The organism is Porphyromonas pasteri, assembly GCF_014647755.1.
Lineage (GTDB): Bacteria > Bacteroidota > Bacteroidia > Bacteroidales > Porphyromonadaceae > Porphyromonas > Porphyromonas pasteri.
Window position 1 is genome coordinate 200,242 of the sequence record NZ_BMPU01000002.1, and the last position, 23,738, is coordinate 223,979.

The window sequence follows — 23,738 nt, forward strand, 5'->3', positions numbered from 1 at the left end:
GGAGGAGGTTAGTGAAGTTAGTTAGGGATGTCTTCCTTGAGGACGTGGAGGTCATTGACGCCAGCGATCTCGGTGGAGCATTCGCCGAGCCAGCCGTTCTCCTGATTTACGCCCGTATATATCTTGATGAAGTCGACACCTGGGAGGTGGACCTTACGGCCCTTCTTGTCTACGGCCCAGTCGATGTCGATGGCGGAGTCCTTGCGGTCGTTCAGTTCGTTGTCGGCATAGCCGTAGCGGAACTTATACAGCACATAGTACGTGCCGACGCCGCTCTGGTCTTGGGAGTTCTGTGGGAGGCGCGTACCGCGGAAGGTGAGCTTGTCGCCCTTGACCCACTGTGGGAAGTAGGGCTGTGCGTGCCACTGGTTCTTGACCTTGTAGCCGGAGTTGCCCTTGTTGTCCTCCCAGCGGATGTAGGTGCCCCAGCCGTCCTTGGACTCGGGCTCCTTGGCGGGGCGGTGGTAGGTCATCTCGAAGTCGCGGTAGAAGTTGAGGTCTGCACCAGGGACCTTCGTCTTGACGAGGGCGTACCAAGGCTCCTTGGTGTGGTCGACGTGGGCGCTACCCTCGATCTCGTACCATTCGTCTTCGTCGGGGCGGCCATTGCGGTTCGCATCGTAGGCGACCATAATGATACCAGGCTCACAGCTCCCGCCCTCGTAGGCCTCCTTGTTGTTGTTGCCGAAGAAGGCGTTGCCAAGGACGCGGAAGTCACGCTTGCCAGGGACATTGAGGATCGTGTGGTCGAAGCCCACGATGATGTAGCCACCCCAGCCTCCGAGGGTGACGAGGCCGCGCTGGTTATCCTTGAGGTACTCGAGGGCCTTGCGGTTCATATCCTCCTGCGTGTCACCCGCCTCATATTCGGGGAGGGTGTTGGTGAACTGGCCGACAGCAGGCAGGTACTCGAGGACACGGGTGACGTAGGGCGTCGCATTGGGATTGACGTCGGGCTTGGGGAAGACCGGCTGTGGCTGCGGCGTGGGGGTATCGCTCTTACATGCTGCGAGGGTGAGCGAGGCGACGAGGGTGAGCGCCATGAAGGCGCGCTGGATATACTGAGGTCTCATTACTGTTGTGGCGTTTGGGGTTTGAGGGGCTGGAGTTCGTATCGGGTGAAGGCGAAGTGTGCAGGGATGTCACCCGTCTTGACGGACCACTTGCGTGTACCGGTCTTGAGGTCATAGCAGTGGAGTCTGCCTGGGGTGACGTAGTTCTTAGCGTCGGTGACATAGAATTCACCACGCTCACGATTGGTAGCGATGCCGTAGGGGATCTTGATATCCTTAGCTGTGCCGTCCTTGATGAAGTCTCGGTCGATGACCTTCTGAGTCTTGGTATCGATGACGGTATAGCTGATGGTATTCTCCCCAGTGAGGTAGCTCCACTCGGTGCTGTAGACGAAGAGGGAGTCTCCGGAGAGGGTCATGTTGGAGCACGAGACATCGAGGGTCTTGGTCACCTTCTCGGTCTTGGGGTCGAAGACGAACATCTTCGAGGGGACATGATAGTAGTCCCCACGAGAGGATACCCAGATCTTCCCATAGTTGTCGAGCTCTAGGCGGTGGAGGTTGATCGCCACATCGACCTTCTTCAGCTCGGTGAAGGTCTTCAGGTCGATGATGGAGATGGTCTTGTCGTAGTTGGGGACGCGGTAGCCACCCGAGTTGGCGACATAGAGCTTATCTCCGTGGATGACGAGCTCGTCGGGCTGGTAGCCTACGGGGCACTCCGCTACGACTTTGAGGGTAGCGGTATCGACCTTGGCGACGTAGCCCAGACGGGCATTGGGGTCGATCTTCACAGGGCCAGCGTAGGAGCTGACATAGGCAAAGCCATCCTTGAAGACGATGTAGCGGCAGTTGGGGATGGAGATCTTCCCGATGTGCTTGGCTGTATTTACGTCCATGACCTCGATGAGGTGGGAGACGTTGATGACGGCATAGAGGCGGTTGCCATAGATCTGTAGGTCGTTACCTACATCACCGAGCTCCTTGACGACATTGGGATTGCGCTCGGCGTAGATATTGCGGGTGTACTTACCGGTCTCGTAGTCGTAGTAGTCGAGGGTGGACTTATTGGAGCCCATGTTCGCCTCGTTGAGGAGGAAGAAGCCCTTAATCGGGCCAGCAGGTTCTGGCTTCCCCCCTTGCTCTTCGGTAGAGGGGATGATCTCATCCTCCTTGCGACAGGAGGATAGGGAGAAGGCAAAGATGCTTACCCAGAGGAGTAAGCGGGTGATGGATGAAGTCTTCATAGCTAGCTGGTGGTCATAGTGTGTATTCGATCTTGACCTTGGCGTGGGCGCCAGGCATAGGGTAGGAGCGCACGACCTCGTACTGCTGGTCGAAGATGTTGCTTACTTCAGCCGTCAGGCGTAGGCTGTGGCCACGGAGAGAGAAGGGGCGAGATAGTGTAAGGTCGCTGGTGTACCAGGGGCGGATATAGTTCTCGCGGATGTTGGCACTGGCATCATAGCGCTCGCCCGTGTAGATGAAGCTGTAGTTCAGCTCCCAGCCACGCCAGCCGAGGGTGACGATGGCTGATCCGCTGTGCCAAGGGATATAGGGTATCTGTCCTCCATAGTAGCTGTCGGAGGGATCGGTGAGGTCTTGGGCCTTCTGATAGGTATAGGTGAGGCGTGTCGAGGCGGTGACGGCACCCAGCAGCCACTGCGTCTCGAGGGCGAGGTCGATACCGCGGATGCGGACGTGCCCGAGGTTGACCATCGTCCACTGGAACTGGTTCGAGGTCGGCATGGCGATGATCTTGTCATCGACATAGTTCAGATAGCCATCTGCCTGCACCTCCATACGGCGCAGGGCTCCGTGCTGGAAGGCCTTCGTGTAGACCACGCCGAGGTCGTACTGCGTGGTGTACTCGGGGCGGAGGTACTTATTCCCGATGAAGGTATAGTACAGGTCGTTGAAGGTCGGCATACGGAAGATCCGCTTGTAGAAGCCGCGCAGGCTGAGGTAGTGCTGACTCAGGGGCTTGTAGCTGGCGATGAGGGTGGGTGTCCACTCGCTCTTCTCAGGGGCTTGGCCGTCCTTGGCCTTCGTCCAGTCGTGGACGTAGGTGTGAAGGAGGCTGGCCTGTGCCTTCAGCCCGCCATGGCTGTAGTCGGCAGCCGCTGCGGTGAGGAGTGTGAGGCGGGTGGGGTAGGCGAAGGCGTAGAGGTCGGCCGTGAGGCTATTGTACTGCGCATCGGAGGCCAGTGCCACGCGCCAGTCGTCGCCGAGGCTGAGCTGGTGGGCGGTGGAGAGATAGCCCTCCTGCTGGTGGTAGTGATTGTCGACGTACATCGTCGTCACATCCAGCCGTGGGTCGGAGAGGTAGTGGAGGTAGTCGTAGGCGTACTTCGCATTCGCCAGCAGGGTGTACTGCCCGAAGGTCTTGCGCAGTGTACCCTGCGCCATCACGTCGGTATCCCACTGACGGTCCTCATGCTTGAACTTCCCCGGCTCTTCGCGCACGAAGGCTCCGGGGTAGCCACGCTCCGAGCGATAGAGATAAGCCTTGGCGCGCCACTCACCTTCGTCAAGTCGTCCGAAGAGCCCCGTCTCGAGGCGCAGGGAGTGGACGTCGCCATTGTGGCGAACGGACGTCGTGTCGTAGCCGTCCTTCTTCTTGTAGGAGAAGCGGTAGCGCCCCGAGGTATAGAGGTATTCGCCACTCATCGAGAGGTCGAGGGTGGGGGAGAGGCGCTGCTCGTAGAGGAGGGAGGGATTGATGGTGGAGAAGGAGCCTGCCTTGAGAGCGGCCTTGAGATTGGTCCTACGCTGGGTGGCGAAGGTAGGGCGGCGCGTCGTCATGTAGAGCGCGGCTGCCGAGGAGAAGCTCTTCGCAGGCTGGAGGATGGTGCTACGCTGACCATTATATATGGAGACGGTCTCCATATTGTCGAGGGAGAAGCGTCCGAGGTCTATCTGCCCGTTCTGCGCATTGCCCAGTTGCAGGCCATCATAGAAGACCCCCACGTGCTGGGAGCCCATACTGCGCACGTTCACCGTCTTCAGCCCCCCGATGCCGCCGTAGTCCTTGATCTGGACACCTGCGAAGTAGCGTAAGGCATCAGCTACGCTCACGGCACTAAGGCGCTGGAGGTCGCGCCCGCCCAAGACTTGTGCGGGTATGACATCCTTCGGGATCAAGCGCTCCGTGACGACCACGCCCTCGAGGACGTGGATACTGTCAATATGCCCAGCAGCCCAAGCCTTGGTCAGGGGAAGGAGCAGGAGGCACAAGAGCAGGAGCGCACGCTGTCTGCTATGATGAAGTTTCATTAAGTCGGTTTCAGTTAGTAGTCAGAGGGGGAGCTTGTTATGGTAGCGTCTCTCTGACACCAGCTATTGAGTACAAAGGTAAGGCTTTTGGTGGGCTTGCCCGCGAACGTGATGATGCGAGGGCTGACGGTCAATCTCGCCAGCTGCGCCAGCCGTTGGCTCACGAAGCGCCTAAAGACGGGGCTACTTTGCTATCAAAGTTAGCCTTTTCAGCGGGGAGTGCAGCGGGGGGGCAAGATCGGTGAGGATGCCGTCTTGGGGAAGGGGGGTGGTGTGAACCTATATTGGTCGGCGGGCTGACCTATATAGGTCGTCATCGCGACCTATATAGCTTCGTCGTCGGAGCAATATAGGTCAGCCCGCCGACCTATATAGGTCGATTTATCTCCCTGTAGTGGGGTGGTGCAAGCGTCGTCTATCATAGGTATAGCTATAGCGAAAAGCAGTCACGACAAGAAGGGGGGGGATGCGAACCAGTACTGGTCACCGACGTGACCAGTACTGGTAACAGATATCAACCACTACTACTTCGCGCTGCGACCAGTACTGGTCAGACGAGTGACCAGTACTGGTTACTTTTCCGCCTTCGTAGGCTCTTGAGAAAGAGCACGATACGAAGTACCTCTTGCGAGTCGTGAGAAGTAGCTCAAGTGATGGGTGCTCTTCGTGCTGATGGCACTGGTGTAGAGCGCGTTGCGCACGATAGGGTAGGGTGCTCCCCGTGGGTGGGTTGGGGCTTGCTAAGGAAATGTAAAAAGGAGATGTGGTAATTTGGGGGCGAATGCTTAACTTTGAGACAAAGGTTACAGCCTGGCTGGCTGGGACCTCACGGCAAGATACATTCATTACCTTCACTGTACTACGATTATGATCCTCGAGACCAGTTGGGAAGTCTGCAATAAGATGGGAGGGATCTATACCGTCCTCTCCTCACGTGCAGACGTGATGACCCAGCACCACCCCGCACAGGTATGCTTTATCGGGCCACTCCTCGCCGACGAAGGTGCGGCGTTGCCCCTTGACTTCACCCCCGGAGATATCCCCGAGCTCCAAGGCTGGCTGCGAGAGGTCCTCCCGAGCCTCGGTCTGCGTGTCGTAGCAGGCCGCTGGGGTATCGAGGGTGAGCCCCCCGTACTCCTCGTGGACTTCAAGCCCCTGTGGAGGGAGAAGGATGATCTCTACTTCGAGCTGTGGAAGGCCTATGGCCTCGAGAGCGACAAGGGCTATGGGGACTATGACGAGAGCAGTCTCTTCAGTATCGCCGCCGCACGCCTCATGGCCAGTATCGCCGCCTGGCGCAGCGATGAGCGTACCATCGCTATCTTCAACGAGTGGCAGACCGCCATGGGTCTCCTCTACCTGCGACAGCAAGCCCCCAGCGTCCGCACGCTCTTCATCACCCACGCCACGACCGTCGGCCGCTCTATCGCAGGGAATGACAAGGAACTCTACACCTATATGGATGCCTATGATGGCGACCAGATGGCACGCGAGCTCGGTGTCGAAGCCAAGCACGAGGTAGAGAAGCTCGCCGCGCACAAGGCTGACGTCTTCGCTACCGTCAGCAAGCTCACCGCCCGCGAAGCCAAGCAGCTCCTCGGGCGCGAACCCGTCGTCTTGCCCAATGGCTTCCACGTCGGGACCTCCCCCCTCGCTGCCCCCATGCTCTCGAAGCGCCGTAAGTCACGCCGTCTCCTTGCTACTGTGGCTTCGCGCCTCTACGGGCAGCACATCGATCCTGCACGCTCCTTCTTCATCTCTCTCGGCGGGCGCTATGAGTACCGCAATAAGGGGATCGACCTCTTCATCGAGTCCCTGCACCACTTCGCCGAGAGCTATACGGGTGACTGCGACATCGTGGCCTTCCTCCTCGTGCCTGCATGGCAGGCTGGCCCCCGTGCCGACCTGCAGTACCTCCTCTCACATCCGCAGGACGAGCAGGAGAGCCCCCTGCAGTACCCTATGCTCAGCCACTGGCTGTACAATACCGAGCATGACCGTGCCGTCTGCCACATCCGTCATCGTGGCCTCGACCGCACCGACCGCCGTGTGAAGGTCGTCTTCGTGCCCTGCTACCTCAATGGGCTCGACGGTATCCTCGATCAGAGCTACTACGACCTCCTCGTGGGTATGGACCTGACCATCTACCCCAGCTACTACGAGCCCTGGGGCTATACGCCGCTGGAGAGTGTGCGCTATGGCGTGCCTACGATCACGACGACGCTGGCGGGCTTCGGCCTGTGGGCTGAGGAAGAGCAGACGAAGAAGCCCTTCGCCTCCGCCCCTCACAAGCCCGTGCATATCGTCGAGCGCACGGATACCAACATCCCCGAGACCATCGAGGCGATCTCCCGTCTCATCGGCGAGCAGCTTGCACTGACGCCCGACGAGCAGAAGGCCCAGCGCAAGAAAGCCTACGAGCTGGCGCGCTGTGCTGACTGGAAGCTCTTCTATCAGCACTACGAGGACGCCTACGCCCTCATGCCGTAGCCTATACCTATTATATATAAGGAACTGGGCGCGTGCGCACGCGATAGAACGCGGGGAGGGCGCTGCTTATGTTACTTCTTCAAAGAGAATACATATCTTTGCTGTAATTATATACGACAAAGCATGGGAGAAGTACGCGTCGATAAGTGGCTCTGGGCCGTCCGCATATTCAAGACCCGTTCGCTGGCCACAGACGCGTGCAAGAAAGGGCGTGTCAGCATCGGCGGGGTGACAGTCAAGCCCTCACGTACCCTCCAGCGAGGTGACATCGTCTCGGTGCGTAAGCCTCCGGTCGAATACTCCTTTCGAGTGGTAGAGCTCCTCGCGAGCCGTGTCGGCGCTAAGCGTGTGCCTGAGTTTATGGAGAACGTCACGCCCGCCGCACAGTATGAGCTGCTCGAGCTGCAGCGTATCTCGGGCTTCGTCGATCGAGCTAAGGGTCTTGGGCGTCCTACGAAGAAGGATCGCCGCGATCTGGATCAGTTCGCCGAGGATATGCCTGAGGATCTCGACCTCTTCGACTGGGATGAGGACTGGGATTAGCTACCCCTACAGACGACTAAATGACAAACGTATCACAGATAATGAGAATTAAAGACCACATCTCTCTACGTAAGATTGCGGATGAGTACATCATGATCGCAGGCTCGGGAGATAGCTTGGACTACACGCAGGCGGTGAGCCTCAACGATAGTGCAGCCTACCTCATCGAGAGCGTGCGTGAGCGCGACTTCACCCTTGAGGACTGGGTCGAGCTACTCACCGACCGCTATGAAGTGAGCCAGGAGCAGGCACGTGCAGACGTCGAGCTCCTTTCGCAAATGCTCAAAGAGGCCGGGATCATCTGTTGAGCCAAATAGCCCCGCTCTCGCATGATGAGGAGCTATTCCTCAAGCTCCTGAGCTGTGCCCTACACTCAGAGCTCCCCGAGGCTCGTGACTTCACGGGTCTGGAGGAAGCGTCGTGGCGTAGGATCCACCGCTTAGCGACATCGCATGCAGTGCCGGCCTTCGTCGGGGACCGTATACTTACCCTGCCGAAGGAAGCCCTGCCCAACCGCGACATGCGCCTGATGATCTTCTCCGAGATCGAGCTCACACGGCGGGGTAATGCCTATCTAACCAAAGCCTTAGGCCAGCTACAGAAGACCTACGAAGCCGCAGGCCTGCCCTTCATCTTACTCAAGGGGCTGAGTCTTGGCTGCTTCTATCCCGATGCCGCACTCCGCTCTGGAGGCGACTTGGATGTCCTCTTCTATTCGGATGCCGACTACGAGCGGGGCAATGAGCTCCTGCGCAAGGCCGGTCACAAGCTCCACGATGACTCCGAGGTGCGCTATGGCCATACGGCCTTCACCTACGGTCGTACCATCGTGGAGAACCACGCTCGTGCCGTCTTCTTCGACCACAAGCGCCACAATAGACACTTCGATGCCCTCGTCCAAGAGGCTATCAGCAGTGGGAGTCTCATCACCCAGCACCATGGGGACTACACCATCAAGACGCTCCCCCACGAGCTGAATGTCGTCTATATCTTCATCCATCTCTTCTTCCATTGGCTTCACTGGGGCGTTGGCTTCCGTCAGTACAGCGACTGGCTGCTGATGATGACTAAGCTCAAGGGCCAGCTCGACGAAGAGAAGATCCTCAGCATGGCGAAGGATCTCGACATCCTCTACCCCATGCAGCTCTTCGCGCAGGCCGCTATCCGCTACCTGCGTGTCTCGCCGGAGATCTTCCCCTTCCCCCTGCTGCTTCAGGACGATCCGCACACCGAGCAGATCATCCGTGACGTGATGCATAGTGGGAACTTCGGCTTCGCCCAGCGCCCTATTAAGGCGCAGAATAAGTGGGTGACCAACTGGCGTAAGTTCCGCTTCAAGACGCGCCGCTCACGTCAACTCTACGCCATCACGCCGACCCATGCCTCGCGCATCATCTGGGGCTCTGTCTTTGGGCACCTCATGCTCATGATCCGTCGGCGGAGATGATCGACCTCGTACGCTTCATACTTAGAGGACATAAGTGGGGCATCCTGCTGATCCTCCTCTTTGGCTTGGGGACCGTCTCCACCAACCTGATCTTCATCTGGCTATCGAAGTGCGTCATTGATATCGCCGCACACCAGCGCGGTGGCTCCATACACACCTATTCGGTAGCGCTCATCCTCACACTCGCTCTGCAGGTCCTCTGCCGAGTCATCACCGTCCGTCTCTCGAACTATACCGCTGCACGCATGAGCAATGCCGTGCAGTCGAAGGTCTTTGCACACCTGCTCTACACGCGCTGGTCACATCTCGGGCAGATGCACAGCGGTGATATGGTCGTGCGCATGCTCAAGGACACCGATAGCCTCGTCGCCCTCTTCGTCACGTCCCTGCCGTCGGCTCTCATCGCCTTAGCACAGCTCATCGGCGCTCTCTGTCTCCTGTATTACTTCAGCCCTCCGCTGGCTCTTATCCTCGGTGTGGGGATGCCGCTGCTCGCAGTCTTCAGCAAGGTCTACTACAAGCGCATGCGTCGCTACACCGATGAGATGAAGCAGTCGGAGAGCGAGATCACGGCGCACATCCAGGAGTCGCTGCTGAACCAGACCGTCATCCGTACCTTCGAGCACCAAGCCTCCTCCATCGACCATCTGGCGATGCGCCAAGGGCAGTACCTCGGTGCGGTGAAGCGCCAGACCTTCGTCTCGGTCTTCGCGAACCTCATCATGCAGGGAGCCTTCTCGTGTGGCTACCTCGTGGCCTTCCTTTGGAGTGCTCGCGGGCTGTATGGTGGCACGATCTCCTTCGGACTTATGACGTCGTTCCTCCAGCTCGTGGCACGCATCCAGAGTCCGCTGACGACGCTTATCAGCCTCCTGCCGACACTTATCTCTGCGAAGAGCTCGCTGGATCGTCTGGCGCATCTCCTCGAGTTCAAGACCGAGCAGATCGGTCGCAGTGTCCAGCTCACCAGCCCTATCCGCCTCGCTGTCGAGGATATGGGCTTCCACTATCCCGACGGCGAAGAGTGGATCTACCGCCACTTCTCCCTCGAGGCTTCGACGGGCGAGATGGTGGCGCTTATGGGGCGTACGGGCGCTGGGAAGACCACGCTCCTGCGTCTACTGCTCGGCCTTGTCGCGCCAGTCGAGGGGGCTATCCGCCTCTACTCGGGTGGCAGTAGCTATGTGGTGAGCGAGACGACGCGCTCCAACTTCGTCTATGTCCCGCAGGGCGGCTCGCTCTTCAGCGGGACGATCCGTGAGAATCTCCTCCTCGGCGATGAGTTCGCTACGGAGGCCGACCTGCATAAGGTGCTGCATTTGGCTATCGCGGACTTCGTGCTCGAGCTACCGAAGGGCCTTGATACGACCATCGGTGAGCGCGGGCTGGGCCTCTCCGAAGGGCAGGCACAGCGTATCGCTATCGCTCGCGCGCTCCTTCGTCCTGGGCGTATCCTCCTCCTCGACGAAGCCACCTCGGCGCTTGACCAAGCCACGGAAGCGCAGTTCCTCAAGAACCTCCGTGAGCACGCCTCCGACCGCCTTATCATCTTCATCACCCACCATCCTGACGTCGCCGCGGCCTGTGACCGCACGCTACAGCTGTAGCAAGATGTCCGTTTCCCCACGTTAATTGTTTATACTACGGGGGAGCCTTACCCTCCCCTCAACGAATATTTATGGAAGAAGAATTAGAGAACGAATACCTCCGTATAGAGGAAGATATAGTAGCTGCACTACGCACCGTCTACGACCCCGAGATCCCCGTGAATGTCTACGACCTCGGGCTGATCTACTGCGTGGAGCTCACCGATGAGAAGTTCGTCACCATCACGATGACCCTCACGGCACCCAACTGTCCCGCCGCCGACTTCATCCTCGAGGACGTGCGTATGAAGGTCGAGGACGTCGAGGGCGTCACGGGTGTCGAGATACAGCTCACCTTCGAGCCCGAGTGGAACAAGGATATGATGAGCGAAGAGGCGATGCTGGAGTTAGGCTTCCTTTAGTAGCGATGAGCGAGCGCAAGAAGGTCTTTTTCACCAGCGATGCCCACCTGGGGTCGGGCTATCATGCGGATCCTCGTGCTGTAGAGCAGCGCTTGGTGCGCTGGCTGCGGAGCATTGAGGATGAGGCGCGTGCGGTCTACTTCCTGGGGGATATGTTCGACTACTGGTTCGAATACCGTGCGGTCGTCCCCCGTGGGCACGTGCGCTTCCTGGGGCAAGTCGCTGAGATGAGCGACCGTGGTATCGAGATCCACTTCTTCGCGGGCAACCACGATGTGTGGTTCGCCGACTATATGCAGACGGAGCTGGGGGCGCAGGTCCACCACCACGCCGAGGTCATCGAGCTCGATGGCAAGACCTTCCGTCTGGCGCATGGCGACGAGGAGTACTGTGGCTACCGCCGCATGGATAAGTTCCTCTACCGCCTCTTCCGCTGCCGTCTGGCGCAGGTGCTCTATGCCGCTGTCCATCCACGCTGGACGGTAGGCTTCGCTCTCTCCTGCTCGCTGCGTAGCCGAAAGAAGGGCCTCAAGCGTGCCACCCTCGGCGAGGTGCCCCACGCCTATCAGAATGATTACTTCGACGTCGAGAAGGAGTGGCTGGTGCGCTGGACCAAGGCCTATGCTGCCGAGCACCCCGAGATCGACTACTACCTCTTCGGGCATCGTCACCTCTTGATCGACCTGGCGCTGCGTGGCGACAAGCGTATCGTCATCCTCGGCGACTGGCTCCAGTACAATTCGTTTGCGGTGTGGGACGGCACGTCGCTCTTCGTGGATCAGTTCATCGAAGACGAAGCGTAGCCCCGCCCTTCACCGCTCCCACCAAAGCGCCACGGGCTCGGTAGCCGATGCTACCGAGCCCGTGGCGCTTTGTATGTTTATGGCTCATACGGTGAGAGCTAAAAGCGCTTGCCCTCTCTGCTGGTCTTCTTGTTGCAATACAAGCTCTGGGCGCGTCTTTACGATCATAGAGTCAGCAGTCCGGAGTCGGTGTCGCGGTTGTTTGCTTTGGGTCTTTGCTCTTGAGCCTTTCGTCCCATATTTAGCTGGATACTGAGCTTTAGGTAGATTGTATTCATCAGGGTCGGAGTAACCTGCCAGCTGTTAGAAGAAAGGATTGCAGACCGATCCGTTGAATTGCCATAGCCATCGGTTTCCATGAATAAGTATTTTCCTCCTACTCCAAACATAAGCGCAGGGTTCAGACGGTAGCACAGCTCAGCAGCATTATAGGCTGGACTATGAAGGATAAACTGGCCATCTAATATCTTCCGGCGACTTTGGATGAAAAGAAATCCCACCCAGTGCGTTGTGTTCAGGTTAAGACTCGCAAAGAGACGCCCCGATAAATTAAAGCTGTTTTCGGGCTTTATATAGAATGCTTGCTGGTACAGATCACCCTCTAATGTAAGTACTAGACGTGGATCTCCCCAAGGCATTACGTTTACCTTCCCGCTACCTCCCAAGAGCGCTTTAGAATCAATGTTTTTATATGATTTGACGATGTATTCACTTCGCTCCTCCAGATAAGGTACGATCGCATTACTCGTATGGGAGTAGAAAAGTCCTACCTGTCCCGAGACGTACGACGTGCGCATATTAAAGGAAAGGAATAGATTGTGTCCAGCTGACGGAGTAAGCTTCGGATTGCCTATATACACATAGTGCGGAGCGTTAGGAATAGGTGTATTGCTCAGCATTGATATTGTAGGAGCTGTGACACGGTGTTGATACGAAAGGCTCAGTGATGTCCCCGCCCTGATCACCCACGTGCTACGCAGCAGCGGCGTGAAGTGTAGGCTTTCGAACGATTGATATAGCTGAGGGCTACGAGAACTGTTATACTCGAGCCCAAGTATTGCTTGATGCCTGAATGCACCTTTCATCCACGAGATATCACCATAGCCGCGTATGTTCCTACGGAATGATTCGATTAGTTTGTTTTGAGGAAGAAGGAGCTGCTGTGCATTGTACTCAAAAAGACCTTTAGCTCCAATCGAAGTACTAAACATTTGGGAAGAGTAGCGATATTGTGCGTCAGCGATAAAGGACTTCTTATGCCCGTCCATATCTGTTTGCTTCCGATAGCTGAGAGCGTTGTAGTAGGCATCGACCTTTGTTGTGTAATCCGTGTAGTGTAGATTGCACAGCAGCGAATGTTCCTTTGCCAATACCTTTTCACCGTAAAGATCCACAGCATACATTGTATATCTATTGCCATTCCCTTTGCTGATTTTGCTTCCGGAGAGACTTCCGTCAGAGACGATCTGATCTGTCCGAAGGTCCTGTCGATAGTGATGCAGTAGGAGCGATGAGCTAAGTAGATAATTCTTGGGAACACTATAGCTGCAGCTTAGTTGCAACTCATTGTTATCTCGTCCACCTGGAGCTACGATACCGGTCTTCTTCTGATAGTAATCTTGCCCTAAGAAACGATAGCGTATTTCTTCATCTTCGCTGGCTTTATAGCGCCAATAAATATTGCTGTATGTAGCATTCAGGCGCAGCCGATCGATGGTGTAGTTAATCCCCAAGCGATTTTTCCCATCCCAGGCTGTTACCGCATCATTGGCCTCTAGATATAAGTTTCCTCCCCGTATCTTCTCTTTGGTGATGACATTGATTAGCGCGCCGATACCTGCAGTAGCGAAGCGCGCCGGAGGTGTATCATAAAGCTCAACGCTCTTGACATCTTCCGCTGCCAGCGCAGCAAGGGCCGTCTGTGTAGACTTTACGCCATTGATCAAGATAATGACTTCTCCCCCATTCGTTGCCTTAAGTTCTCGGCTTGTATCTAAGCTAAGAGCTGGGATAAGAGTTAAGGACTCAAGGAAGTTGGAGAAAAGCTTTGCCTTCTTCAAATCAATCCTATAGGTACTATGTGAAGAAAATTCCCGGACCATACTTGCGTTGACCTCGACCTCCTGAAGCTGGTGCACATCATCGCGGAGCATCAGCGTACCGAGCTCCGTCTGATGATAGGCGCCCTCCAGTGTTTGGTAGCCAATGCAGCTGACCTTAAGGCGAAAAGGCACAAAGCACTCCGAAGGCAACTTTAATACAAATTGCCCTGTACTATCGCTAATTGTCCGCCCTAGCAGCGTTTGATCAGCCAGGCGATAAAGACTAATGGACGCTCTTTCCACAGGCTGTGCTTGAGCGTTTACAATACGTGCGCTTATCACAACGCTATCTTGAGCGTGCAGGACGGCACTATTAAAAATAAGCGCCCAAAGAAAGCACACAATCACAGAAATTCTCTTTGCAGACATCATCGTGATCTATAATCTAAGTTCTCTATCTATAGAATGTGGACATCGAGGATCTGGATAGTTATCATTTCCCTTTCCATATACCTTTATAACATCAACATAGCAAACCTTTAATAGCGCCCTGACTCGAAGTCGAGCTGATAGCTATACATGTAGCCGACATCACGCTTACTATGAGTGCCCGTGCTCTTTACGAGGGTGAAGCTCGGCGAAGCGGCGATGATGGTGTCTTGGGTCGAGTGGCATTCCTTGAGAATGGAGGCGATATACGCTGCCCGCTCCTTCGGTAGCGCGTCCTTGTTCAGTGCAAGTTGCTCCTCCTTGAGGTTCAGTGCCGAGGTAGCGACCTTGAAGATGGGTTTGTCGTTGACCTGGATGGTGTTGGTGCTTGGGTCAAGGGTGGTGCGTTGGGCAAAGTGGAGGGCCCGCTGGCTACCGCATGAGGCGAGGGCGCTCACACACACACAGCCGAAAAGGGCTTGAAGGGCTTCGCTTCTTCATAATGGTATCGTGAGTTATGTTAAGACGATTGCTATCACAAATGTAGCAAGAAATCAATCACGGCAACAAGGGGGGGAGAAGGTGCTTCCCACGGCGCTGGGCTTCAGCCTGCTACGGGCGTGGTGGATGCCGTCTTGCGGATGGGGGTGGTATGAACCTATATTGGTCGGCAGGTTGACCTATATAGGTTGTCATCGAGACCTATATAGCTTCGTCGTCGGACCAATATAGGTCAACCCGCCGACCAATATAGGTTGATTTATCACCCTGTGGTAGGGTGGTGGTGCAAGCGGTGTCTATCATAGATAGAGCTATAGCGAAAGGCTACCACGACAGGACGGAGGAGGGGGGGATGCGAACCAGTACTGGTCGCCGAAGTGACCAGTACTGGTAACTGATATCAACCACTACTGCTTCGCGCTGCGACCAGTACTGGTCAGACGAGTGACCAGTACTGGTTACTTTTTACCCTTCGAGAAGGCGCATAGGCAAAGGGCTGGTGAAGGGGAGCGAAGGAACATCGGGGAGCGGGTCGTCGGCAGGTCGTTGGTGGGGCTTTATGGGGTGGTTTGCGGGGCAAAATGGGCGGTAAGGGCGCACTTACCAAAATATTTTCGGAAATAAACCATAGGTGTGGATAAATTTCTGTAATTTTGTACTGCGAGATGTTCCCCTCACCAAGGGGCTATCATCCAGCAACAGAGAGATTCAGTAAATCAGTTTAACGAAACGAATAATAAAGATGATTAAAGTAGGTATCAACGGCTTCGGACGTATCGGCCGTTTTGTCTTCCGTGCTGCCCAGAAGCGTAGCGACATCGAGATCGTAGGTATCAACGACCTCCTCGATGCAGAGTATATGGCTTATATGCTCAAGTATGACACGATGCATGGCCGCTTCGACGGTACGGTCGAAGTCAAGGATGGCCACCTCGTGGTCAACGGTAAGACGATCCGCGTCACCGCCGAAAAGAACCCCGCTGACCTCAAGTGGAACGAAATCGGCGCTGAGTACGTCGTCGAATCAACGGGTCTCTTCCTCTCTAAGGACAAGGCTCAGGGTCACATCGACGCTGGTGCAAAGTACGTCGTCATGTCTGCTCCTTCTAAGGACGACACGCCTATGTTCGTCTGCGGTGTCAACACCGACAAGTACGTCAAGGGCACGCAGTTCGTATCTAACGCTTCTTGCACGACGAACTGTCTCGCACCTCTGGCTAAGGTCCTCCACGACAACTTCGGTATCACCGACGGTCTGATGACCACGGTTCACGCTACGACGGCTACGCAGAAGACTGTCGACGGTCCTTCTGCCAAGGACTGGCGTGGTGGCCGCGCTGCAGCTGGCAACATCATCCCTTCTTCTACGGGTGCTGCTAAGGCTGTAGGTAAGGTCATCCCCGAGCTCAACGGTAAGCTCACCGGTATGAGCTTCCGCGTTCCTACCCTCGACGTCTCTGTCGTTGACCTCACGGTCAACCTCGCTAAGCCTGCTACCTACGCAGAGATCTGCGAAGCTATCAAGAAGGCTTCTGAAGGCGAACTCAAGGGTATCCTCGGCTACACGGACGAAGATGTCGTATCAAGCGACTTCCTCGGAGACACGCGTACGTCTATCTTCGACGCTAAGGCTGGTATCGCTCTGACGGACAAGTTCGTCAAGCTCGTCAGCTGGTACGACAACGAAATCGGCTACTCCAACAAGGTCCTCGACCTCGTAGCTCACATGGCTAAGGTCAACGGCTAATCCCCCGACCGAGTTCATAAAGCTCTTATCAGCCCCCCGCTATGCCTATGGTATGGTGGGGGGCTGATCTCTTACTATCTACCCTCTACTACCACACAGACCTCGACCTAACTATGACCTTTCGCTCCTTCATGACGCGCACGCACCGCTTCCTCGGTGCGCTGATGAGCGTCCTCTTCGTGGCCTGGTTCGTCTCAGGCCTTGTCCTTATCTACCACGCCTATCCCAAGTACTCGCTGGACGAGGAGCTGAAGCACAGTGCCCGTCTGCCCGAGAGCTTGCCCACGACAGATAGCCTGCACGCCCTCTTCACCTCCCTCCAGCTTGACACGGTGCCGCTGGAGCGCCTGAAGATCTCTGGCGGGACGTATGCCGACAGCCGTGCGCGTCTCGTCATCCGCCCTGTAGAGGGGGAGCGCCGTGAGCTGGCCTTCGATGGCGACAGCCTGCGCACGCTCCAGCTTGATAGAGCGTATCTGGAGACCATCGCCGCTCGCTGGGGGCAGCGCATCGAGCGCATCGACACCATCACGGAGCTTGACCAGTGGACGCCCTTCTCGAGCCTTCGGGAGGATCTCCCCTTCTACCGCCTCCTTCTCACCGGTGGTGCGGGGCATGAGGTCTACGTCTCGAGCGTGACGGGCGACGTGCTGCAGGAGTCCACCCGCAGCGAGCGCCTCTGGTCGTGGGCTGGTGCTATCCCGCACTGGATCTACTTCACCTACATCCGCTCGCGTGCCGACCTCTGGCGCTGGGTCATCATCGTCCTCGGCGCTATCGGTACGTTCATGGCGCTGACGGGCTTCTACCTCGGCATCGTGCACTACCGTAGCCGTGCGAAGAAGAAGGCGGCGAAGCTCTTCTCGCCCTTCCCCCGCAAGCGCTACCAGTGGCACCACTTCTTCGGCACCGTCGGCGGTGTGCTCATCATCGCATGGGTGCTGACGGGGCTCCTCTCCGTCGTGCACTTCCCCCATACCGAGACGACGGACTACCCCGTGGAGCAGCTCGAGGGAAGACCGCTCGGCATGACGGACTACTGCACCGACCTCACGGCCCTGCGTCAGGCAGAGCCCGAGCTACGCGCCCTGACCTTCACCTCGCTGGGGCATATCCCCGTGTTGAAGGCTGATGGGCAGGAGGCGCACTACTATGATGGTCGCTCCGTAGCACCCAAGCGCCTCAGCCTCGATAGCGCCGAGATCGTCACCGAGATCCGCACGGTCTTCGGCGAAGGGCACCACTACACGGCCGAGCTGATGGACAAGTACGACACGTACTACATCCACCGCGCTGGCAAGCTCCCCTTGCCCGTCTGGCGCATCGCCATCGACACGAAGGACCACCATACCTACTACGTCGATCCCAAGACGGGTATGTGGCGTATGTATGCGGATAGTGAGCGCATCGATGCGTGGATGTTCATGAAGCTCCACCGCCTGCAGTTCGCTCCCTTGGTGAATACCCCAGGGGCATGGCCCGTCGTGATGTGGGCATTTATGATCATCGGGCTTATCACCTCGCTGACGGGGCTGATGCTCGCCTTCGACTATGTGCGCCGTCTCCTGCGTCGTCGTGGGAAGAAGAAGCACTAAGCGCCCTCACCCACCTATATACACGTATCCCCCACGACCCGAGCGGATCGTGGGGGATACGTGCTTTTAGGGGAAGTCCTTAGCAGGGGGGCTTAGAACTGGTAGCTAAGCTTGAAGCGTACCGTGCGGCCAGGCATGTGGTAGCCGTCCTTCTCGGTGTAGTGCTCATCGTAGAGGTTGTCTACATTGACCCCCAGACCGAGGCGCTGCTTGATGGTGTAGTGCAGCGAAGCACCGAAGATCAGTGCCGAGGGGTGCTGGAGACGACCGCCCCAGTCGGGCTGCTCAGCAGCTACGCGTGCAGCGAGCCCCGTGCGGATATTGGAGTAGTAGCTGAACCAGTTGTCCTCCCAGCGCTGGCCGATGTAGCGACCCGAGAGGCCGAACTGCAGGCCTTCGCGCGTAGTGAAGTCGAGGCCGAAGGTGATGTTCTGCGAGCGCACATACTTGATAGGCGTCCAGTCGCTGGCGGCAGCGAGCTTCATCTTCGAGTGGAGGAGGAGCGTAGCGTTGGCGTAGGCCTTCAGTGAGAAGGCGTAGTCCACGAGGCTACCGAAGTCATAGGCGGCCAGCAGCTCGAGGCCGTGCATGCGCGCCTTGTTGCTATTGACGAAGGTCTTCGTAGCCGTCTTGTCGGGATTCGTCGTGACCTTGTCGATGATCATATCCTTGTGGTCGGTGTAGAAGTACGTAGCGTCGAGGTCGATACCCTTCTCATAGTTGGTATAGCCGATCCCCCCGTCGATGGTCAGCGAGCTCTCGGGGCGCAGGTCGCGATTCCCTACGGTCGTCGTCTTGCCGTTGGTGTACTGACCCGCCTTGCGGTAGGCGTCAGGAGCAGCGAAGGACGTCCCAGCAGAGGCGTGCAGACGTAGGCCACGGGCGAGCTCATACTTCAGGCCGAGGTTGGGGCTGAAGACGAGGTGCTGCTCGTGCTTAGCTTCGCTATTGAGACGGCTATCGGCGCTGAGGTCGAAGCGCATGAGGTCGAGGCGTGCACCCGCCGAGACGATGAAGCGCTCGGTGACGCTGAGGTTCGTCTGGGCGAAGAAGCCGAGGCTGGAGGTCGAGTAGTCGGGGTTGTAGCTCGCCTTCTGGGCGCCCGTAGCGTCGAAGGACTTGGTCTTCGTGTCGCTCTTCTTGTAGTCGGCACCGAGGGTCAGGCGGTGTGCGCCGAGGGTCATGTCGTCCTGCAGGATAGCCCCGTAGTCCTGACCATTGCGGCGGTAGGTGATGATGGCATCGCTACCAGCCTTGTTGTAGTTCTGCGACACCTCGAAGGAGTAGTAGGGGCGCAGTGCGAGGCGATGGATGCCGACCTGCCCGAGGACTTCGAGCGAAGTGAGTGAGCGCGTGACGTCCTTCTGCGAGAGGCCGTAGACACCGTAGATGCTACCGCCCGTGCGGATAGCGTCGCCGATGAAGAGGTTCTCGTAGGCGTTCACCGACCAGTTAGGAGAGAAATCATAGCCGAGGCGAAGGCTACCGGTGTAGACACCATGGGTGCTACCTGGCATCGTAGCGCCACGCGTCTCGGGGTCTACGATAGCCTTGGCGAGGCTGTTGTGACGGAGGATATCGTTGTTACCCGCCTTGTAGTTCGTGTGCTCGCTGGTATAGCCAGCGCTGAGGTCGAAGGACAGGCCCGAGACGATGCGCCCACCGAGAGCGAGCGTACCGGCGTAGGTGTCGTAGCTACCAGCCGTAGCAGAGACGCGGCCCGTGAGCTGCTCCTTGTGCTGTACGGTGACGATGTTGATGACACCGCCCATAGCATTCGTGCCATAGACCGAGGAGAAGGGACCCTTGAGGATCTCTATCTGTGCGATGTCCGAGAGGGCGATGGTGGAGATGTTCTCCGACGCCGTGGGGATCCCGTTGATGAGCACGGTGGTATAGGCCTTACCTGGCTTGAAGCCACGGATACCGACGGTAGCGTTGAAGCCAGGGTACTGGATGATGTCGACGCTGCTGTGGTTCTTCAAGAGGTCGGGCAGGCTCGTGAAGCCCGAGCGCTGGATGGTCTCGGCGCTGATGACCTCGATCTTGCTGGGCACCTTCTTCAGGGGAAGGATGGAGCGCGTACCGTAGACGAGGACCTCGTCAATATTGGCAGTACGGAGGCTGTCCGTGGTGCTTGCTGATAGCGGGAGGGCCAGTGAGACCGCCGCGATGAGAAGCGTTAGCTTTTGTTTCATACGTTGTTTGCTTGGTTAATATACCGGTGCACTGCGCTCTCCGAGGGCGGAGAGGAGCGCGGTGATAGAGTGATGCTGGGTAGTGATCCCCGTAGGGGTGCGGAGCATCCAGCCCGCTTCGCTGATGGTGATGCTGCTGGTCTCGGGAGGTAGGTCGCCAGAGATGATGCCGTAGCCGAGGCGGTGAAGCGCACGGCACGTCCAGCTGTAGCGTAGGCCTTCGCCCGTGAGATGGATCTGCTGACCTGGCTCTTCGGCGATGGAGAACTCCCCTCGCTCCTGGTCGAAGCGCAGGCGTGGGTCACCGAAGACACGCTCAATATCGCCATCGAGGATGAGGTCTTCGGGTGCCTTGGCTGTGATAGCTCCCGAGCGGTCGAGGAGCCAGATGGTATCCGCCCAGCCGAGGGCCAGATCCAGCTCGTGCGTGGAGATGAGGATGCTCTTGCCGAGCTTGTGGGCGAGCGTGCGGAGCATCGTCGTCACCTCCAGACGGGAGGGGAGGTCGAGGTGCGCCGTGGGCTCGTCGAGGAGGATGAGTGGAGTCTCTTGTGCTAAGGCACGGGCGATCATCACGCGCTGCTTCTCGCCGTCACTCAGCGTGTCGAAGATACGCTCACGCAGCTCCGTGAGACGGCACGTGGCGAGCGCCTCTTCGCAGATGCGCTTGTCCTCGGCACTGAGCACACCACGGAAGCCCGTATAGGGGTAGCGACCGATGGTGACGACCTCCCAGACGTCCATATTACCGGCGGGGATGCGCTCGGTGAGCACGAGGCTCAGCTGACGAGCGACCTCCTTCATCGTGAGGCTGGAGAGGGGCTTTTCGCCCAGCTGCACTTCGCCTGCAAGGGGTGGAAGCAGGCCTGCCATGGTGTGCATGAGCGTGGACTTCCCACTGCCGTTGGGACCCATGAGCATGACGATCTCGCCAGGACGAATGGAGAGGCTGAGGTCGGGGGAGATGACGACGCTACGGCGACGCTCCGTGTAGCCTGTGCGGAGGTGGCGGAGCTCGATCGTGAGGTGCTGTGTCTTACTTGAAGGCATCGCGCTTACGCTTATTACCCAGGACGACGAGGATGACTACGGGGGCGCCGAGGAGCGAGGTGATCGCATTGATCGGGAGGACAAACTGATGGCCTGGGGCCTGCGTCAGGAGGTCACACACGAGGAGGAGGAAGGAGCCCGAGAGGATCGTCGCTGGGACGAGGATATGATGGTCGGCCGTGCGGAAGAGTAGACGCACGAAGTGCGGGACGGCCATGCCGAGGAAGGCAATAGGCCCCGTGAAGGCCGTGATACAGCCCGTGATGATGCTGGTGATGACGATGAGCAGGCGACGTACCAGACGGATGTTCGTCCCGACGGAGCGCGCATAGTTCTCCCCGAGGCCGAGGGCATTCATCTGCTTCGGCATGAGGAGGGCTGCGATGAGCCCGACGAGGACGACGGGGAGCATGAGCTGCAGCTGGCGCCAGGTCGTGCCCGCCACGCTACCGAAGCTCCAGATGAGGTAGGTCTTCAGCGTCTCTTCGTCACTGAAGTACTGCAGGATGGAGATGACGCTCGAGGAGAGGAAGCCGATCATCACCCCGACGATCAGTACCGAGACGATGTCGTGCAGACGGCTCGAGACGGCGGAGATCATCAAGAGGATGCTGAGGGCGCCGATGCAGGCGGCGAGGATGATGCCCCACGTGTCCGCCACGCCTGCCGTAGAGAGGAGCGAGGGGAAGAGCGTGTAAGCCATCGTATAGATCGCTACGCCCACGCCTGCACCGCTATTGATCCCGAGGATCGAGGTATCGGCCAGGGGGTTGCGGAAGAGCGTCTGCATCTGCAGGCCTGCGATAGAGATCCCTGCGCCAGCGATGAGCGAGGTGAGCGCCTTCGGCAGGCGGAAGTTCAGGACGACGTAGCTCGTCGTCGTATGCTCACCACGTCCGAGGAGCGTGTCGATGACGTCGCTCGCAGGCAGAGAGACGCTGCCCCACATGATGTCGAGCACGAAGGCCACGACGATGCCGAGCGAGATGAGGAGGAAGAGGATCGAGTGACGTGCGCGCATGGGCTACTGTAGCTTGACCCAGTAGGTCGTCTCGTAGTCGGGGAGGAGGTGCGGACGCGTGATCTTGATGAGGTCCTTCAGGATGAGGTGCGGGTTGTAGGGTCCACTCTCCCAGTAGTCATTACCCCCGTACTCATTGACGCGCTTGCGGTCGATCCACACGTTGCCCGCCTTGGCTGCGTCGAAGTGCTGGTAGCGCTCGTTCATCGAGAGGAAGTCCTTCAGGGTGATGTCCTTGCCGACCATCATGCTGAGCCATACGGGGGCGTGGCGGTGACGGCTGAAGACGTATTCGAAGCTCATGGGCTTATTCGCTACCTGCCCAGGGATGAAGTCATACTTGATGTGCGCGTCGGTGAGCATCGAGGTGACGTAGGAGTATTCGCCAGGGACGTACCATGAGCCCTTGTAGTCCTGCCCGTAGAGGACGGGGAGGAAGTCGGGCTCTTGCGCAGCGATCTTCTTCGCCTCGAGGTACTCACGCTCGATGCGCTGGAAGGTCTCTTCGGCACGGACATTGCGCCCGAAGAGCATCCCGACGAACTTCATCCACTCGGCACGCCCGAGGAGGCTCTGCTCCTTCCAGTTGTTGAAGAAGACGATCTCGATGCCCGAGGCGCGGATGTCCTCGTCCTTGGCATCGGACTCCTGCAGACCCTGCATGATGATCTCGGGGTGGGTGGCGATGATCTGCTCGACATTGCGCCCCATGCCACGGCCGATCTCAGCGATCTCGCCACGGCGCGTGCGCTCGGCGAGGATGCTGTCATTGATGTTGCGCGGGTCGCTACATGCCACGAGGACGTCACGCAGGTCGAGGAGCGTCAGCGCCCCGATCTCCGTCGTGGAGAGCGTACCCATGGTGCGCACGGGTACAGCGATGAAGCGTGCGCCAGGGGCAGTCACCTCGGGCTTATGGTCGCGAGGATAGAGGATGTAGCGGGCGAGGGTATCGGGCTCGTCGGGGGTGAAGATGAGCACCTCCTTGTAGCCAGGATGGTTAGCTACTTGGATGCCCTTGGCATGGTCGAAGTGCACGGCATGCGCGAAGTCCGCACTGTCGGCGACGATGCTATCTGTGGCAGCCGTACGCTGGCTGGAGTGTCCTGTGCAGCTCCCCAAGAGCATAAGGAGGCACGCAAGGAGAAGTAAAGGCTTGGTCATGCGTAATTACATTAGGATAGGTGTGCCTCCAAAGAGGCGAGGGGAACCGAAATTCCCGCTACAAAGGTACAAGAAGAATACCGCTTCTTCATATAGAGCGCTTTGCGCCCCTCATCTAATGCCCCGCATACCTCCCCGCCGCACGGCTCTTCCGCTACGATGACGGGGTAGCGAGCTATACAGCCCTTTCCCCCGAAGAGTAGAAGAAAAACGGCCGTCCCCGTAGTGCTATAAGTCGGCTCCTATACAGCTTTTCCTTCGTCTTGGTGCGTGGATTTATAATCTTGGTACGTACATCCTATCATCCACGTGCGTAGTCCTAAGATCTACGTGCGTGGACAAAGTTTTCGGCGTAGTGCTACGCCGCTTTTTCTCGTAGAGCTCGGGGCATTTCCTCGCAGAAGACGTACA

The 23,738-nt window shown here is 57.8% G+C and carries 18 protein-coding genes; 9 read left to right on the forward strand and 9 right to left on the reverse strand.

Going from position 1 to position 23,738, the window contains the following annotated elements; translation table 11 throughout:
• Positions 1-17: 17 nt before the first annotated feature.
• Genes IEX77_RS04330 through IEX77_RS04340 form a run of 3 tightly spaced genes read right to left on the reverse strand, consistent with a single transcriptional unit; the run spans position 18 to position 4,289 of the window.
• Entirely contained in the window at positions 18-1,073 is a 1,056-nt protein-coding gene (locus IEX77_RS04330; protein ID WP_188807886.1) for a PKD domain-containing protein, read from the reverse strand.
• Entirely contained in the window at positions 1,073-2,260 is a 1,188-nt protein-coding gene (locus IEX77_RS04335) for a YncE family protein (RefSeq protein WP_188807887.1), read from the reverse strand. The genes IEX77_RS04330 and IEX77_RS04335 overlap by 1 nt, the downstream gene beginning before the upstream one ends.
• 13 nt (positions 2,261-2,273) lie before the next feature.
• A complete protein-coding gene (locus IEX77_RS04340) occupies positions 2,274-4,289 on the reverse strand; it encodes a TonB-dependent receptor (protein WP_229770793.1) in 2,016 nt (671 codons plus the stop codon).
• A gap of 867 nt (positions 4,290-5,156) precedes the next feature.
• Here IEX77_RS04340 and IEX77_RS04345 point away from each other — a divergent pair.
• The 7 genes from IEX77_RS04345 to IEX77_RS04375 all read left to right on the forward strand — a co-directional run bounded on the left by IEX77_RS04345 (position 5,157) and on the right by IEX77_RS04375 (position 11,580).
• A complete protein-coding gene (locus tag IEX77_RS04345) occupies positions 5,157-6,779 on the forward strand; it encodes a glycogen/starch synthase (RefSeq protein WP_188807888.1) in 1,623 nt (540 codons plus the stop codon).
• A gap of 123 nt (positions 6,780-6,902) precedes the next feature.
• Entirely contained in the window at positions 6,903-7,322 is a 420-nt protein-coding gene (locus tag IEX77_RS04350; protein ID WP_044114952.1) for an RNA-binding S4 domain-containing protein, read from the forward strand.
• 41 nt (positions 7,323-7,363) lie between these two features.
• A complete protein-coding gene (locus tag IEX77_RS04355) occupies positions 7,364-7,630 on the forward strand; it encodes a PqqD family protein (protein ID WP_044114951.1) in 267 nt (88 codons plus the stop codon).
• Positions 7,627-8,769: a nucleotidyltransferase family protein gene (locus IEX77_RS04360; protein WP_188807889.1), complete on the forward strand. Its 1,143-nt coding sequence runs from the start codon at positions 7,627-7,629 to the stop codon at positions 8,767-8,769. Before IEX77_RS04355 ends, IEX77_RS04360 begins: the two co-directional genes overlap by 4 nt.
• On the forward strand, positions 8,766-10,376 hold the full coding sequence (locus IEX77_RS04365; RefSeq protein WP_188807890.1) for an ABC transporter ATP-binding protein: 1,611 nt from the start codon (positions 8,766-8,768) through the stop codon (positions 10,374-10,376). The genes IEX77_RS04360 and IEX77_RS04365 overlap by 4 nt, the downstream gene beginning before the upstream one ends.
• A gap of 71 nt (positions 10,377-10,447) precedes the next feature.
• Positions 10,448-10,777 (forward strand): metal-sulfur cluster assembly factor, encoded by a 330-nt coding sequence (locus tag IEX77_RS04370; RefSeq protein WP_188807891.1) that lies wholly within the window; start codon positions 10,448-10,450, stop codon positions 10,775-10,777.
• A gap of 5 nt (positions 10,778-10,782) precedes the next feature.
• Positions 10,783-11,580, forward strand: a complete 798-nt coding sequence (locus IEX77_RS04375) for a UDP-2,3-diacylglucosamine diphosphatase (RefSeq protein ID WP_060935703.1) — start codon at positions 10,783-10,785, stop codon at positions 11,578-11,580.
• 164 nt (positions 11,581-11,744) lie between these two features.
• Here IEX77_RS04375 and IEX77_RS04380 read toward each other — a convergent pair whose 3' ends face one another.
• A complete protein-coding gene (locus IEX77_RS04380; protein WP_188807892.1) occupies positions 11,745-14,054 on the reverse strand; it encodes a TonB-dependent receptor domain-containing protein in 2,310 nt (769 codons plus the stop codon).
• A 107-nt stretch (positions 14,055-14,161) separates the two neighbouring features.
• Positions 14,162-14,509 carry a hypothetical protein gene (locus tag IEX77_RS04385; protein ID WP_188807893.1) on the reverse strand — a complete coding sequence of 116 codons (348 nt, stop codon included), beginning with the start codon at positions 14,507-14,509 and terminating at the stop codon, positions 14,162-14,164.
• A gap of 785 nt (positions 14,510-15,294) precedes the next feature.
• Between IEX77_RS04385 and gap the strand changes: the two genes are divergently transcribed.
• Positions 15,295-16,299 (forward strand): type I glyceraldehyde-3-phosphate dehydrogenase, encoded by a 1,005-nt coding sequence (gene gap / locus IEX77_RS04390; protein ID WP_188807894.1) that lies wholly within the window; start codon positions 15,295-15,297, stop codon positions 16,297-16,299.
• Positions 16,300-16,412: 113 nt separating this feature from the next.
• A complete protein-coding gene (locus IEX77_RS04395) occupies positions 16,413-17,894 on the forward strand; it encodes a PepSY domain-containing protein (RefSeq protein ID WP_188807895.1) in 1,482 nt (493 codons plus the stop codon).
• A 92-nt stretch (positions 17,895-17,986) separates the two neighbouring features.
• On the opposite strand, the gene IEX77_RS04400 is transcribed toward IEX77_RS04395, so the two are convergent.
• The 4 genes from IEX77_RS04400 to IEX77_RS04415 are packed head-to-tail and all read right to left on the reverse strand — an operon-like array spanning position 17,987 to position 23,327.
• Positions 17,987-20,092: a TonB-dependent receptor domain-containing protein gene (locus IEX77_RS04400; RefSeq protein ID WP_188807896.1), complete on the reverse strand. Its 2,106-nt coding sequence runs from the start codon at positions 20,090-20,092 to the stop codon at positions 17,987-17,989.
• 15 nt (positions 20,093-20,107) lie between these two features.
• On the reverse strand, positions 20,108-21,142 hold the full coding sequence (locus IEX77_RS04405; protein ID WP_188807897.1) for an ABC transporter ATP-binding protein: 1,035 nt from the start codon (positions 21,140-21,142) through the stop codon (positions 20,108-20,110).
• Positions 21,129-22,163 (reverse strand): FecCD family ABC transporter permease, encoded by a 1,035-nt coding sequence (locus IEX77_RS04410; RefSeq protein WP_188807898.1) that lies wholly within the window; start codon positions 22,161-22,163, stop codon positions 21,129-21,131. Before IEX77_RS04410 ends, IEX77_RS04405 begins: the two co-directional genes overlap by 14 nt.
• Positions 22,164-22,166: 3 nt before the next feature.
• Positions 22,167-23,327 carry an ABC transporter substrate-binding protein gene (locus IEX77_RS04415; RefSeq protein WP_188807899.1) on the reverse strand — a complete coding sequence of 387 codons (1,161 nt, stop codon included), beginning with the start codon at positions 23,325-23,327 and terminating at the stop codon, positions 22,167-22,169.
• Between the last annotated feature and the right edge of the window lie 411 nt (positions 23,328-23,738).